Source organism: Winslowiella toletana (assembly GCF_017875465.1).
GTDB lineage: Bacteria > Pseudomonadota > Gammaproteobacteria > Enterobacterales > Enterobacteriaceae > Erwinia > Erwinia toletana.
Map to the genome: position 1 here is coordinate 2252690 of NZ_JAGGMQ010000001.1, position 15245 is coordinate 2267934.

The window sequence follows — 15245 nt, forward strand, 5'->3', positions numbered from 1 at the left end:
AAAATGGCCTTTGATAATAAAATAGTCCGGGATTATCTACTTTGCGAAAAATCATATGACGCCTTCATTTACCCTCGGTATTGCGCAACTGCAGGATGAATTAACGCAGATGCAGGCGTCGGGTTGTTACTGGATAACCAGCGATCGCCAGCCAGATGCCCGCATGCTGGCGCGTCAGGTGATTGGCGCTCAGCAAAAGCTCATATTAATCAGTACCCCAGAAACACCCCAGGCGTTGTTAACACCCGCGCCTGCAGGTGAAACGCTGAGCATACCGATGTATTCACTGCCCGCCGGGCGTAAAGGGTTGCTTAATCTGCCGGAAGATTTGGCCCGCCTGTTATCTGCCAGGCCCCGTTTAATTCTGCTGTATAGTGCATGTGCCTCATGGCAGAGCTTAACAGCGGCAGAGATTGCCAGCTGGCTGAAAAAAATCACACGTTTGCTGGCGGCCAAAAACAGTACGTTATTAATTATCACTGCTGGCACCGGCGTGAATAATCTGCGTCATCAGTTGCAGCGTTTTTTTCATCAGCTGGATGGGGTGACGCATCTTGAATGGCGACAGGACAGCTGGGATTATCGCATTAACTGGTGGTGTAGTGGCAATCAGCTGCTTGCGGATCGGGTTATTCGTTTAGACAATCATCTTGAGAAGTTCAGCTTATTAAATGATGCCGCACCGGTCACGCCATTAACGTTAAGCGATGAACAGCATTTTATTGCGCAAAGGGCTATTTTAGAAGGTGCGCCGCCATTATCACGCCAGTGGCAGCTTTTTGACAATAATGAAGACGTTTATACACGCGCGCAGCACGCCAGCTCAGCAACGGTGATTTTTAGCCTGAGTGATAATCAGCAAATTCCACTGCTGGCGGAAAGTATTCATTCTCTGCGCCGGACGCGCGGCAGCGCACTAAAAATTGTGGTGCGTGAACTGGAAACCAGCATGCGTAACAGCGATGAACGACTCCTGCTGGCCTGCGGCGTCAACGCCATTATTCCCTATGGTACTAATCTGTCGGCCTTCCTTACTGCGCTGGAAGGCATCCAGGGGCAGAGCTATAACCGCCATGTTCCGGCCGACTTGCCACAACTGATGGCCTCAATGCAGCCGCTGCATGAGAAGGGGTACCTGCCACCAGAGCGGTTTTATGCCGCGGTACAGCTGCTGGTGCATAACACCCTGTTGCCGGAAAATGGCAAAGGGTTATTAGTCGCGTTACGTCCGGTGCCAGAGCTGCAACCGCAGCAGGCGCTGGCGCTGTGTAAAATGCGACGCTTTGGCGATCTGGTTACCCTGATTGATGACCGGCTGTATCTGTTTCTGTTCTCCTGCCGTTTTAACGATCTCGACACGGCACTAAACTATATCTTTCCCCTGCCTTACACTGAAATCTTCGCCAACCGCCTGGTCTGGTATGAAGATCTGCAAATAGTGGCGGAAATTAAGCAGACTAAAGCGCTGATCCCCACTGACTGGCGCGATGTAACGCCAGAGAGTGAAGCAGCAGAAATGGTGGATTCACAGCAGCGAGCGCCAGCGATACGCCGCGTGCCGCAAGCTATTACGCTTATGGGCAACACCCGCGGGGACAGGGTTAAATGAGTATGATCGATGGCGTGCAGATTCTGATTCTTCTGCTACTAATATTATTGATTTTGAAGCCTTTTTATTGCCGATGGCTGCCTGCCGCGTGGCACGGTGTGATTCACCGCATGATGCCGCCGCGCAGCCTGAAATATGAAGGGACATGGCGCAGAAAAGCCGCCGACAGGGAAGATAAGCCATGACCGATGTTAAACAAACGCCTGTTTCTGGCGCCAGCTCAGTAACTTTCTGGCGCGGGCTGGGTGGCTGGAATGTCTATTTTTTGCTGAAGTTTGCCCTGTTATGGTTTGGCTATCTTAATTTTCATGCATTGAGCAATCTGGTGTTCCTCGCCTGGCTACTGATGCCCATCCCTTCCCTGCGCTGGCACCGGGTACGCCACTGGCTGTCGATTCCCATCGGCTTTAGCCTGTTGTGGCATGACACCTGGCTGCCGGGCATCGCCAGCCTGATGAGTCAGGGCGACCAGCTCAGCGGTTTTTCCACCGACTATCTGCTGGATCTGGTTAACCGTTTTATTAACTGGCAAATGATTGGCGCTGGCTTCGTAATGCTGGTGATCTATCTGTTTATTGCGCAGTGGATCCGCGTCACGGTGATTGTCACCCTGATGTTGCTGTGGATTAATATCGTTAATATTGCCGGACCGTCGCTGTCACTGCTGCCGGGCAAGGCGGCCACGCCCGAGGCGGTACTGAATAGTCCTCCGCCAGCCAGTAAAGATACGGTATCCGGCAGTACGCTGGATCAGTCTGCGCCACCCACCAGCGCTAACCTGACGGCGTATCTTAATCGTTTCTATGAGCAGGAAAAACAACGCGTTACCCGCTTCCCGCAAACGCTGGCGCCGGAATCTGCCCCCTTTGATATCCTGGTGATCAATATCTGCTCGCTGGCCTGGGCGGATGTCGATGCCGTACAGCTGCGTAATCACCCGCTGTGGAAGCATTTTGATATCGTGCTGAATAACTTTAACTCGGCGACCGCCTACAGCGGCCCGGCCGGCATCCGCCTGCTGCGCGCCAGCTGCGGACAGAGCTCGCACCACGATCTTTATCAGCCAACCAATAACCAGTGTTATCTGTTTGATAATCTGGCAAAGCTGGGCTTTAAACAGCAGCTGATGCTGGATCACACCGGTGAATTTGGCGGCTTCCTGCAGGAGCTGCGCGACGCTGGTGATATGCAGGCGCCACTGATGTCGCAGCGCGGTATTGCACCGGCGCTGACCTCGTTTGATGGCTCGCCGGTGTATAACGATGCGCAACTGATGCAGCGCTGGCTGGATGAGCGCCAGAAAAGCAGCGATGCGCGCAGTGCCACTTATTACAATCTGATCCCGCTGCATGACGGCACACGGGAACTGGGCAGCACCAAAACCGCCGCTTACCGGCCACGGGCGCAACAGCTGTTCGATCAGCTGGATGAATTTATGACCAGACTGGATAAATCAGGGCGTCGCGTGATGGTGATCGTGGTGCCGGAGCACGGTGCCGCGGTGGAAGGCGACAAAATGCAGATGTCCGGCCTGCGCGATATTCCCAGCCCGTCGATAACCCATGTGCCGGTGGGCATTAAATTCGCCGGAATGAAGGCTCCTCATCAGAATGCGGTGGGCGTCGAAACACCCACCAGTTTGCAGGCGCTTTCCGAGCTGATTGCCCGCGTGGTGGACGGCCAGGTGTTTAATGCAGCTAACGTCAATATGGCAACGCTGAGCGATAATTTGCCGCAAACGCCGGTGGTATCGGAAAATGATAATGCGGTGGTAATGCTCTATCAGGGCAAGCCGTGGATCCGTTTAAATGGCGGCGACTGGGTGGCTTATCCGCAATAGCGCACCGGTGATTTGGCACCAGAAACGCCGATTTAAGGGCGAAAAAAAACCGGCGACCATGCCGGTTTTTTTTCTGTCCCGCTGGCGATTGGTAGTCGCTTTAAGAACGGTGCCACTCGTATCTATTAGCCAGGATCGATTCTAGCATTTCTTATTGACCCGTCAATACAGATTGATCATTTTTCAGCCATCGGTTTATAATCCGCAGGCTGACAGATACGCCGGGCGGCCTCTTGTAAGTGGCTGATAATTAGTCGCTTAACGTTTTTCCCGATCGGAAACAGGTGGTGCTGTCTGATCTGCCTCCACCCAAGGGAGTGCCGCTCGTATCTATTAGCATGGATACGCGTCGTGAGGGGAAATCCACAGGCATAAGCGGCGCGTGGCGCTCTTCCATAACAGGAAGAAGCCTGAGTGATTTGTCTGCTTGTTTTGCTGGTAATGCTGCAGATTGTGCGCGTTACCTTGCAGATAATCGTTGCGATCAAGCAACTGACCGGACGCTCGTAAGGGAAGAAGGAACTTGATAAAGGCAGGGGATAAACCGCCCCTGCCTTTTTTCGTTTTTGCCCCCTGAATCGGGGCGAAAAAACCCGGCCTGGAAGCCGGTTTTTTTCTGTTCCGCTGGCGATTGGTAGTCGCCATAAGAACGGTGCCACTCGTATCTATCAACCCAATCGATTTTAGCATTTCTTATTGTGTCGTCAATCGATGTTGATCATTTTTCAGGCAGTAGTTTATAATCCGCAGGCTGACAGATACGCCGGGTGGCCTCTTGTAAGTGGCTGATAGTTAGTCGCTTAACGTTTTTCCCGATCGGAAACAGGTGGTGCTGTCTGGTCTGCCTCCACCCAAGGGAGTGCCGCTCGTATCTGTCAACATGGATACGCGTCGTGAGGGGAAATCCACAGGCATAAGCGGCGCGTGGCGCTCTTCCATAACAGGAAGAAGCCTGAGTGATTTGTCTGCTTGTTTTGCTGGTAATGCTGCAGATTGTGCGCGTTACCTTGCAGATAATCGTTGCGATCAAGCAACTGACCGGACGCTCGTAAGGGAAGAAGGAACTTGATAAAGGCAGGGGGATAAACCGCCCCTGCCTTTTTTCGTTTTTGCCCCCTGAATCAGGGCGAAAAAAACCCGGCCTGGAAGCCGGGTTTTTTCTGTTCCGCTGGCGATTGGTAGTCGCTTTAAGAACGTTGCCACTGATATCAATTAGCCAAATCGATTCTAGCATTTCTTATTGCACCGTCAATCTTGATTGATCATTTTTCAGCCATCGGTTTATAATCCGCAGGCTGACAGATACGCCGGGTGGCCTCTTGTAAGTGTCTGATACTTAGTCGCTTAACGTTTTTCCCGATCGGAAACAGGTGGTGCTGTCTGGTCTGCCTCCACCCAAGAGAGTGCCACTGGTATCAATTAGCTGGATACGCGTCGTGAGGGGAAATCCACAGGCATAAGCGGCGCGTGGCGCTCTTCCATAACAGGAAGAAGCCTGAGTGATTTGTCTGCTTGTTTTGCTGGTAATGCTGCAGATTGTGCGCGTTACCTTGCAGATAATCGTTGCGATCAAGCAACTGACCGGACGCTCGTAAGGGAAGAAGGAACTTGATAAAGGCAGGGGGATAAACCGCCCCTGCCTTTTTTCGTGACAACCTGCATAACATCAACTCGGGCGGCGATAATGTATAAGCGCCACATGGGTTACGCAGTTGTATGTAGGGGCGGCGTTATCGCCGCCCTCTAGCGGTTCTGCCACGCTAACCACACCAGCAGGCGCAGGCTGGCGGAGTAGTAATCCTCACTGGCATCCAGTGTATCGCTGAGTTGCGCAGTGTCACCCATCGTCAGGTCACGCACCGCCAGTAAACCACCCGCCATATTGTATGGCGCTGCTTCATTGCTGCTGACATTGATCCATGCCGGGGTTTGCAGGCGCGAGTAGTTAGCCCAGAAACGCTGGAAGGGCACCAGCCGCAGGCTCTGTCTGTCATACCACCAGATATAGAGCGGAATGCGGATAGCGTCATAGCTAAAGCGTGATGGCCAGGCAATCGCCGGCGCCATACTGCCATCGGCATTCAGCGCAACCCAGTCCAGCGGCAGCGCCGAAGCACCGAAATTCATCTCACCCAGCAGGGCAAAACCATCGTTGATCAGCTGCGTCCAGACCTGTAAATGGCTGCGGCGCGCAAAGTCACGCCAGGCAGGGAACAGAAAGTAGGAAGGATTAATAATCACATAGGTATTTTTATTAAAGCCCTGCGCTCCGGGCAGCATCAGCGTGCGGTTGGCAAAGGTGATCACATCGTGCGACACAATCGCACGCTGAATCTTGTCAGACTGCTGTAAATAGTCCGCCGCCTGCCACTTCTCTCCGGCACGTAGCAGCGCCCAGGCAATAAGCACATCGCCATCGGAAGCGTTGTTTTTATCCACCACCGGATCGCTGGCTGCCGGATTGTAGCGCCAGTAAAACAGCCCATTCTGTGGATTACTCAGATGGGTACGCGTCCATTGCCACAGACGGTCAAAGGTCTGGCGATCGTTATTATCGACCGCCAGCAACATGGCGAAACCCTGCCCTTCGGTATGGCTGACGTTGTTATTCGCGGTATCGCGGATACGTCCGTCGGCAGCAAGAAAACGGCTCTTGTAGCTGCTCCATCCGTCAGCAGCGAGACTCTGGGCGCTCATTAATGACAGGACAAGTAACAACACCCACTGGCGCCAGCTGGATTTCACATCAATCTCCCTTACTGACCATTTTGATAACGAAACACCAGCGTGGCATTTTCGCCATGGCTATCGCAAACCAGCGGCACCTGCTCGCTGCCGCCCTGAGCACGTAGCCAGGCCGCGTACAGTCCGCTCAGCACCGCGCCTAATACGCCGCGCCATTGATCCGCGTCGAGCGTGTCATCACCTGCTGGTAATGCCATATGCGTTAACACCAGCGCATGCTCATGGGGCTGAATATCGACAAAGCCCCAGTTAAAACGCGCCAGCGCCAGATTAAACTGCACTTCCAGATCCTGCACCGTCACTGCTTCCGCCAGTGGATAGCGCTGCGCCAGCTGCTCACCCATCTGCTGCAAAAATGCATGGCTTTCTTGCTCACCGGCGTTATCCAGCATGCCGCCAATAATCACACTAAACATATCGAACCAGCCAGGCTGGTACGGGTGTAGGCGAGCCTGTAATGCGTTTTCCATGCTTATTTGTCTCCCAGCATATAGCGGAAATAGAGTTTCGCCGTGCTTTCGTTATAGTCACCAAAGGTGTCGTAGCCCAGCTGGCCGCCGACGGTGACATCTTTATTCACCTTATAATCCGCGCCTGCATGCAGATTGTAGCCGATACCGTTTTTGCTGCCGCCAGAATAGTAAGCTTCCGTCGCGTAACCGTTAGTCACCGCCGTTTCTAACTGATTCTGCCAGTCCGGATTATTCGGGAAATAGGCGCTGCGATCCTGTGAGTAGGACTGATAGCCTACCGAACCGCCAATACGCACATTCATATCATCATACTTCTGGCTATATTCCACCGGGAAGGAGACGCTGACATAATCCTGCGGACTGAAGTAACCCCCCTGACCGTAGCTGTAGTAGCTGAGGTTTTTCGAGAAATCCATCCAGCTCATGCTGATACCGGTTTTCAGCTCGCGGTCTTCAAAGTGGAATGGACGCACATAGGCGCCTGCGTTCGCCACCAGACTCTTGTTGCTGGTGACATTCTCACCGAGATAGCTGTAAGCACCGGCTCCGGCATAGAACCCGGCGTCACCATCATCATAGCTCAGTAAAGCATTACCACCGTTTTTGGTGACGCGCCCCCAGCTTTCACCGCTCAGTTTATCTGTCGCGCCGACATAAGAGAGCAGACTGTCAGTAACCGGACGGCGTTCGCCCGTCAGGATCAGCGTCAGATAATCGGTCAGTTTCGGTGACCACTGAATGCCACCCACCAGCGTACTCAGATCCTGGCCCAGCGGCGTACTGCCGAGGTCAATCTTGTACTGATCGCCACTTAACGCCAGCTTCAGCTCAACGCCGGAGGCGTTCTGTGAACCCGGAGAGTCAACCGTCACATCATCAAGGTTAGCTTTGTCAGTGGCGCTGGTCAGCGAGCTCTGCACGCGCGCCAGTGCCGCTTTACCTTTGGTGGTCAGTGGGTTGAGATCGTCAAAGGTATAGTCAGTGCCATCGCTTTTGGTGATCTCTTCATTTTTCAGCGTCTGCACCGCAGCAGAAACCGCCTGCGACAGCGCGCCAGTGCCGAAGCGACGGCTTGACTGGCCATCAGCGCTTCCGGCGCTCAGCGACACTGGCGTTACGGTAAAATCAAAGCGCGAGTCGCCGAAAGGTACGCTGGACCAGGTCAGCGGCGCTTTGGCTTCGGTCAGTTTGCTCAGACCCGATTCGCCATCACGACCACGGATCTCCACGCCGCCCTGCGCCCAGGTGCCAGTACGTTCCTGCAGATCATCCATCATGGTATTGATCTGCTTCAGCGTACGGCTCTGCTGCGTCGGCACATTCACGGCTGCCGTCTGGCCGCCAATATCGCGATAGCTGGTGGCATCCGGCGCCGTCTGCCATGGCATCGTCGCGCCATAGGCAGAAGCCGGACGTCGTGAGTCTGGCGTGCTGCGGTTGATAAATGGATTGTCCGCCAGCGCCAGGCCGCCCACCGATGGCGTACTGCCGGTTTCCGCACCTTGCAGACCGATCATTTTGCCGCGTGCGGTCCGCAGATAACCCAATGCCTGGTTATGATTGCCTTCCGCTTCAGCTACGCGCGCCATCAGCAGCAGGCGTTCCGGCGTCTGTTCGCCGCGCAATCCCTGAGTCAGGGCGCGTGCTTTTGGCACATCATTTAGCGCCAGCGCCACGTTAATCGAACCTTCGCGCGCATCCTGGGTTGGCGTGTCACGCGTCAGCAGATAGTCGTAAACCACACCGGCTTCTTTGTTCATTTTGCCGGACTGATACAGACGCGCCATCGCAAACATCAAATCCCGGTTTTGCGGATCGCTTTGCAGCGCGCTAATCAGCTTGTCGTACGCCTGTGCATACTGTTTCTGCTCACGCAGGCGGTCGACTTCATTAATCACATAGCCATTGCGAATCCCGGCCAGCTGGGTTGGCGTACTGCGTGCCTGCAATGCAGGATTGCTCAGGAAGCTCTGCGCTTCGGCGGTTAAGCCCGCCTGGTTCAGTACCGCCACCTGCGCGGCATAATCGCCGGCATTACCCTGCACGCCGCGCTGCATATTGTTGCGCACCACCGCGACCGCGCTGGTCAGATCGCCTGCCTGCGCCAGATTTTGCGCCAGCTTACCGGCATCGGCCGGGTTGGCCGGTGGATTGGCCGCCAGCGCTTTCAGGGTATTTGCCGCTGCTGCATTAGCGCCTTGCGCCAGATACTGCTCGGCGGTGCTCATCTGTAAATTAAAGTTAACGCGCTGCGCCAGCGCACGCATATCTGCATTCTGACTGCGGGCCGGAATACGCGATAACAGCGTATTCGCCTGCTGCCAGGCGCCGCTTTCACTGGCATTCAGCGCCCCGGCGTACAGCTCGTTGCTGCTGGCGCCATTGCGGAATACCGGCTGCATAACATTAGCCGCGGCTGCGCTGTCGCCCTGGCTACGGTAGATACGCGCCAGATCGAGACGCAACCAGCCGTCATTCGGGAAACGCTGCAAACCCTGCTGCAGGATCGCAATTGCCTGCTGCGGATTACCGGCAGTCAGCGCCTGCTTCGCCTGCTGGCGTACCGGATCGCTGGTGGCAACCGGGCGCGGTGTGACGCTCTCACGTACCGAGGCCGGCAGCGAAGAGAGCAGCGTATTGGCTTCAGCGCTGCGGTTTTGCTGACGCAAGACGTAGAACAGCCCCTCTTTGGCGCTGCGGTTGTTTGCATCGGTCTGCAATACCGAGCGGTAAGTCTGCTCCGCCTCATCCAGCTGACTGGCGCGGCGCAATGCATCGCCACGGAACAGTCTGGCAGCAACGCCTTTTTCACCTTCAGCCTGCGCCAGCGGTGCGCTCAGCGCCAGCGCCTGCGCGGTATCGCCGCTTTTTAACGCCTGCTGCGCATTCGCTAACTGCGAGTAGAAACGGGCGTCGCTGGCCTGCTGCTGACGCTGCTGGCTGTTATCGCCGCCCAGCTTCGCTGAACGCTCCAGATAGTCAGCGGCGGCAGTAAAGTTGCCGCTGCGCTGCGCCGCATAGCCTAAACCGGCCAGTGCATCAGCATCCTGTGGATTCGCCTGTAATACCTGCTCAAACGAGCTTTGCGCACCGGCGACATCGCCGCTGTTCAGGGCGGTAAAACCACGGCCTTTCTCCGCACCACCGACGTTTTTGCGGTAATACTCCATCACCGCGCTATCTTGCGGGTGACGCTGTTGCCAGGTCTGATACAGCGCGGCATCCTGCGGCTGCGGTCCGAGCCACAGCAGCGCCTGACGCATGGAACGGTCGGCGTCAGGGTTACCATCGGCCATCCCCTGCAATACCTGTAAGCCTTCACGGCGGGTGGATTCCTGCCAGGTCAGCGCTTTACCTAACGCCAGCTGAGCACCGGCATCTTGCGGATGCCGGGCGGCAAACTGACGCAGGCTGTCGATCGCCTGCGGTCGCAGATTACGATCGCCTGCCATCGTCAGATAGTATTCTGCCGCAACGCTGGCCGGTGGTTCATTACCGGAGAAAGTATTGCGCCAGGTTTGCAGGGCGGCGCTAACGTTGCCGCTACGCGCCTGCTGACGCGCCAGCGCCAGCTGCGCCTGAGGAATCGATTGCAGTTGCTTAGCGTTATCCAGCTCCGCCAGACGGGGATCCTGTGGCGAAACCTTGCTGAGACGGTTGCGCCACTGGGCAGCGCCCGTGCTGTCGCCGCTCTGCTGCGAATAGAGCGCCATCAGATACAACGCCTGGGCATTACTCGGGTCAACCATCAGGATTTTCTGCAACGCATCCCTGGCCAGCTCGTCATGGGCTTTCTGGTGCCAGTAAGTCGCCTGGTCGAACAGCGCCTGCATGGCCGGATTATTCTCTGCTGCGAACAGCCCCGGAGCAAAAGCAGCGGTAGCCATCGCGCCGCTCAGCAGCAGCGCCTGACGAACTCTGGCGGTTAGATTTTTTATTTTCATTGTCTTATCACTTCTGTTCGCCAGAGGAATCATCTTTTCTGTGCTGATGCAGACGCTTCCATGCATGACGCTTCAGCATCACGTAAGCGCTGCCACCGACAATAATCGACAGCAGTAACGCGCTCAGCGCCAGCAGCACTGAGTGCTGGTTGGCATACCACACAATCATCATGTACCACGGCATCTGACCACTCGGGAACTGCGGTCCGACGCGGAAACTGCGAATGCCGTTCTCATCGGTAATAATCGCCGTATCGCCACGAATACCGGCGTTAATACGTGAAGAGTTCAGGTCATTGTGCAGGCTCAGCAACTGCTGATCGCTGCTGGCAATGGTCATCACTACCAGACGCTCCTGACTCCACGGCGAACGATAGCTGACAAAACCACGCCAGGATTCATTAGAAGAGAAGTAGCGATCCGCATCCAGCGGCTTGCGATACCAGTCACCGGTCAGCCAGCTGCGCAGATTGTCGAGGGTGGTCGGCGCTTTCACGCCAAATGTATGCGTGGTGGCGTTATACGGTGAATTCGCCAGCATCGCCTGGTTAAAGGCGCTTTGCCCCATGGTTGAGATCGCCAGCACATCGCTGTTCTTCAGGCGCTCAAGGCTGGAACCGCCAGCAGGAATACCAAACATCACGCTGTTATGATCCAGCGTTACACCGGTGGCGTTCCCGGCGCGTCCGGCCATATCCAGCAGGGCGCTGATTTCGGCGTCACTCGGCTTCTCCGGCATCATCAGCACAGTTTGCGAGAAGTCCGCCATCCGCGAGAACGGGAAGGAAGCGCCAACAAAGTAAGAGAGATTTGGCAACAGGGTAAAGTGACGCGTGTTGCTCAGATCGATCGAGGAACTATCTTCGATACGGCTCTTAATATTGTTATTCAGCAGCACACTACAGGGCGCATCAGCTTTCGGCTTAATATTGAAATAGAGCTGCAGCTGGTTGTCGCCATAAATCAAATACGGCTCCAGCTTTAGCGCATAACTCTCCTGACGCGCATCACCGCCCAGACGGTGCCAGATATTTTCCAGCAGACCGACTTTATTCACCGTCAGATTGCGCAGGAAGGTGCCGTTCAGCGTCACATTAAGCGATGAGTTGTTCTCATCAATCCAGCCTTCGGCCGGGAAACGGTAGTTAAGCTGCACCGGAATCGAGTCGCCGTCCCACATGAACAGGTCAGGCGCGGCGCGGAAGTTAACCCGCAGCGCGTCATGCCAGATGCCGTTGGTGGTCAGGCTCTGATCTTTACGCAGCAGCTCCGCAAGACGTACCGGCCGATCGGTATTGATCCAGCGCGGCGCGTCATAAGGTTTGCGCAGCGGAATAGTCTGCGACGACACATTCAGCGTCGAGCCATCCTCGGTCAGCGGCGCTTTAATCAGCCGGTAAGCCGCCTGACGCAGCTGATCTTCATCTTTGCCGATCACCAGCATCAGTTTGTAAGTTGGATTATCCGGGTTATCCACCAGTTGCAGCGTCGGCCCGTTAACCACTGGCAACGTCAGACTGCCAATTTTCTCGCCCGACTGACCAAACACGATGCCGTTTTTCTCCGGCAGCTGATTACGCAGCACCGGGAAAGTGGCGCCACGATAATCAGCCTGAATGCCCATCCATGAGGAGATTATCGCCGCCGCGGTAATCTGCCCCGGCGTTACCGCCGACGGGAATACCATGGTGACGTTAGCGCCGGTCATCTGCAGCGGATCGATAAACGGGCGCGGGAAGTTGCGCAAGCTGGTGCCGGTATTCAGCTGCTGACCTTCCAGTGACAGACGGGTCTGCGGCAGAATTACCACCTGATACTGTTCAGCGCTGTCACGTTCACAGAGCAGCTGATCGGCATCGTTAATCTTAAAGCTCAGATTGTTGCTTGAGACCACCATCGCCGCCGGAATATCCAGCTGATAGGTGGCGCTGTCGCTATCTGAAGCATTCAGCGGCAGCGTGCCCAGTGGCTGACCATTCAGCATCAGCTGGATCGAGGTATTACGTGCCGCCAGCGCCGGAGAAACCCGCAGCGCAAGATCGAGGCGCGCATTGGTAATCACCTGATCGGTTGGCAGGGTAAACACAATGCCGGATTGCAGCTGGCCGCCGCTCAGCATGACGCCATTCTGCTGGCCCATCTGCGCCACCGTGACACTGCTGGAAACCGGATGGAACGCCATTACCGGCGCATCGCTGGCAACCGGCGGCTGCATCAGGCCAGGCGCGGCATCAGCCGTTACGCTTTCACCACCTTCGCTCTCTGCTGGCGGCGCTTCGCTGCTGGTCGGTTCCGGTAGCTGGCTGCTATCCGTAGCTGCGCCTTCTGGCGCATAAGGCGTCGCGCCAGCGGTAGATCGCAGGCTGTTCTCTGCCGCACCGACATCGGATGGAGCAGGCATCTGTGACAATGCAGCACTATCCTGCGTCACACTCTGATCTGCCGCCCAGGCGCCCCCCAGCGTCACGCTGCTGCTAATTAACGTGGCCAGCATGGTCCTTAAAAACAGTTGCTTCATGCTGCGTTATCCTCTTGCACCTGGGCCGCTTCTTTGCTGGCTCGCCGTTTATTACGACGATCCTGCCAGGTGAGCCAGAACAGCTCAAATACGGTGCGGATAATGGTTACCAGCGAGCGGAACGGATTATCCGGCTTATGCTCCGGCTGAATCCAGGCGTCAGCACGCGCCAGCACCACGCGTACCAATTCGCGACGGCGTGATAACGGCATTTCATCAAACTGCATACGAATCACGCCATCGCTGTAACCGATGGTTTTCACCGGAATACTGATGGTGCCAGACTGCAACAGCACATCAATCTCTTCGATTTCGTCAGTTTCATGACGATTATCCGGTGCATTGATCTGCGCGCCGCCCATCGACAGGTCGACAGTGGTGCTGCGCGAAGAGATGCCGCTGGCATAGTGAATAATTACCGGGATCTGTACTTCGATGCGGATGGTTTTGCGCGTCTGGCGGGTTTCACGCGCCACGGCAATCGCCGCCATCAGAATGATCAGGCTGAAAATCGCCCAGCCGACATTCAGCGAGATAACATAAGGATCGACGCCGAAATAGTCATGGAATACCGCGCGAACCACACCGGCCACGACACCAATAAACAGCAGCGCGGCGGTGATCACATGCGGACGCACAATGTTAAAGTCGAAGAAGCCGACATCCAGCAGGCCGCCTTTATCAGTGACGTTGAATTTGCCGTGCTTTGGCGAAATCATCGTCAGCAGCGTCGGGATCACCAGATGGAATGCCATCACCGTTTCGTAAATCTCACCCCAGAAGGTGTAGCGGAAGCGGCCATTCATACGCGAGTTGACGTACAGCGACATCACCAGATGCGGCAATACATAGGCAAAGATCAGCGACGCCGAGGAGTGAATAATATTCAGGTTAAACAGCAGGTACGCCAGCGGCGCGGTCAGGAACACCACACGCGGCAGGCCAAACTGGAAGTGCAGCATGGCGTTGAGATAGCACAGACGCTGTTGCCACTTCAGCCCACGTCCCAGCAACGGATTGTCGACACGGAAAATCTGCGTCATGCCACGCGCCCAGCGGGTACGTTGCACAATATGCAGGCCCAGACGTTCAGTCGCCAGGCCCGCCGCCAGTGGAATTGAGAGAAACGCTGAGCCCCAACCCAGACGCTGCATCTTCAGTGCGGTATGCGCATCTTCGGTTACGGTTTCCACCGCAAAGCCACCAATCTCTTCCAGCGCTGCACGGCGAATCACCGCACAGGAGCCACAGAAGAAGGTGGCGTTCCAGTTATCGTTACCCTGCTGCACCGGACCATAGAACAGCGCCCCTTCATTCGGGATATTACGCGCGGCGCGCAGGTTGCGTTCAAACGGATCCGGCGAGTAGAAATAGTGTGGTGTCTGCAACAGCGCCAGTTTTGGATCGGTCAGGAATGGCCCGACGGTGGCCTGCAGGAATGTGCGGGTCGCCACATGGTCACAGTCAAAGACGCAAATCAGTTCGCCTTTGGTGATTTTCATTGCGTGGTTCAGGTTGCCAGCTTTGGCATGGGAGTTATCTTCGCGGGTGATATAACCCACGCCGACATCGGCGGCGAATACCGCAAACTCACTACGCTTGCCGTCATCCAGCAGATAGATTTTCAGCTTGTCGCGCGGATAGTCGATGCACTGGGCAGCCAGCACAGTATCACGTACGACATCGAGGCTTTCATTATATGACGGCACGTAAATATCAACCGTTGGCCACAGGCTAATATCATCCGGCAACGGCTCAATGGTCCGTTTTAATGGCCAGGTAGTTTGCAGGAAACCGAGGATCAAAATCAGCCAGACATACAGCTCAGCAATAAATAATCCAATCCCGAGGATCGCTTCAACTTCAGAATTGAAGTGCAGTGTTTCGGTAGCGCGCCAGTAAATATAGCGGGTGGACATTAATGCCGAAAGAATCACCATCACAATTGAGACTTGCTTACTTTTACTCAGTCCGAGTAAAAACAAGATGGCAATGCTTATTAAGCCAAAAATATATTGTTTTTGACCGTCCATTGGCGTGATAACAATCACGGCGGCAACTGGAAATAACACCAGCAGCAGCAGGTAAAACAGCGCTTTATTCATGGAGCATCCTG

The 15245-nt window shown here is 55.4% G+C and carries 9 protein-coding genes; 3 read left to right on the forward strand and 6 right to left on the reverse strand.

Annotated elements, in window-relative coordinates; translation table 11 throughout:
- Nucleotides 1-55 precede the first annotated feature (55 nt).
- The 3 genes from bcsE to bcsG are packed head-to-tail and all read left to right on the forward strand — an operon-like array spanning nt 56 to nt 3449.
- Nucleotides 56-1609, forward strand: coding sequence for a cellulose biosynthesis protein BcsE (gene bcsE, locus J2125_RS10555; RefSeq protein WP_017799686.1), 1554 nt, complete (start codon nt 56-58; stop codon nt 1607-1609).
- Complete coding sequence (bcsF, locus tag J2125_RS10560) at nt 1606-1794, forward strand: cellulose biosynthesis protein BcsF (protein ID WP_017799687.1); 189 nt, start codon at nt 1606-1608, stop codon at nt 1792-1794. Before bcsE ends, bcsF begins: the two co-directional genes overlap by 4 nt.
- Entirely contained in the window at nt 1791-3449 is a 1659-nt protein-coding gene (gene bcsG, locus J2125_RS10565) for a cellulose biosynthesis protein BcsG (protein WP_017799688.1), read from the forward strand. Before bcsF ends, bcsG begins: the two co-directional genes overlap by 4 nt.
- A 333-nt stretch (nt 3450-3782) precedes the next feature.
- On the opposite strand, the gene J2125_RS10570 is transcribed toward bcsG, so the two are convergent.
- From J2125_RS10570 to bcsA, 6 genes are all read right to left on the reverse strand, one after another.
- Entirely contained in the window at nt 3783-4094 is a 312-nt protein-coding gene (locus tag J2125_RS10570) for a hypothetical protein (protein ID WP_209499493.1), read from the reverse strand.
- A gap of 1098 nt (nt 4095-5192) precedes the next feature.
- Complete coding sequence (locus J2125_RS10575; RefSeq protein WP_420864403.1) at nt 5193-6146, reverse strand: glycosyl hydrolase family 8; 954 nt, start codon at nt 6144-6146, stop codon at nt 5193-5195.
- Between the two features lie 59 nt (nt 6147-6205).
- On the reverse strand, nt 6206-6664 hold the full coding sequence (gene bcsD / locus J2125_RS10580; RefSeq protein ID WP_017799691.1) for a cellulose biosynthesis protein BcsD: 459 nt from the start codon (nt 6662-6664) through the stop codon (nt 6206-6208).
- Nucleotides 6665-6666: 2 nt separating this feature from the next.
- The gene (locus tag J2125_RS10585) at nt 6667-10611 is read right to left on the reverse strand and encodes a cellulose biosynthesis protein BcsC (protein ID WP_017799692.1); all 3945 of its coding nucleotides are present in this window, start codon (nt 10609-10611) and stop codon (nt 6667-6669) included.
- Nucleotides 10612-10618: 7 nt separating this feature from the next.
- Complete coding sequence (gene bcsB / locus J2125_RS10590; protein ID WP_017799693.1) at nt 10619-13129, reverse strand: cellulose biosynthesis cyclic di-GMP-binding regulatory protein BcsB; 2511 nt, start codon at nt 13127-13129, stop codon at nt 10619-10621.
- Nucleotides 13126-15234, reverse strand: a complete 2109-nt coding sequence (bcsA, locus tag J2125_RS10595; RefSeq protein ID WP_017799694.1) for a UDP-forming cellulose synthase catalytic subunit — start codon at nt 15232-15234, stop codon at nt 13126-13128. The genes bcsB and bcsA overlap by 4 nt, the downstream gene beginning before the upstream one ends.
- Between the last annotated feature and the right edge of the window lie 11 nt (nt 15235-15245).

Excerpts from the sequence above, each read along its gene's own strand:
- bcsE (WP_017799686.1), top strand. The coding sequence starts at position 56 with ATGACGCCTTCATTTACCCTCGGTATTGCGCAACTGCAGGATGAATTA.
- bcsF (WP_017799687.1), top strand. The coding sequence starts at position 1,606 with ATGAGTATGATCGATGGCGTGCAGATTCTGATTCTTCTGCTACTAATA.
- bcsG (WP_017799688.1), top strand. The coding sequence starts at position 1,791 with ATGACCGATGTTAAACAAACGCCTGTTTCTGGCGCCAGCTCAGTAACT.
- J2125_RS10570 (WP_209499493.1), bottom strand. The coding sequence starts at position 4,094 with ATGGCGACTACCAATCGCCAGCGGAACAGAAAAAAACCGGCTTCCAGG.
- J2125_RS10575 (WP_420864403.1), bottom strand. The coding sequence starts at position 6,146 with ATGAGCGCCCAGAGTCTCGCTGCTGACGGATGGAGCAGCTACAAGAGC.
- bcsD (WP_017799691.1), bottom strand. The coding sequence starts at position 6,664 with ATGGAAAACGCATTACAGGCTCGCCTACACCCGTACCAGCCTGGCTGG.
- J2125_RS10585 (WP_017799692.1), bottom strand. The coding sequence starts at position 10,611 with ATGAAAATAAAAAATCTAACCGCCAGAGTTCGTCAGGCGCTGCTGCTG.
- bcsB (WP_017799693.1), bottom strand. The coding sequence starts at position 13,129 with ATGAAGCAACTGTTTTTAAGGACCATGCTGGCCACGTTAATTAGCAGC.
- bcsA (WP_017799694.1), bottom strand. The coding sequence starts at position 15,234 with ATGAATAAAGCGCTGTTTTACCTGCTGCTGCTGGTGTTATTTCCAGTT.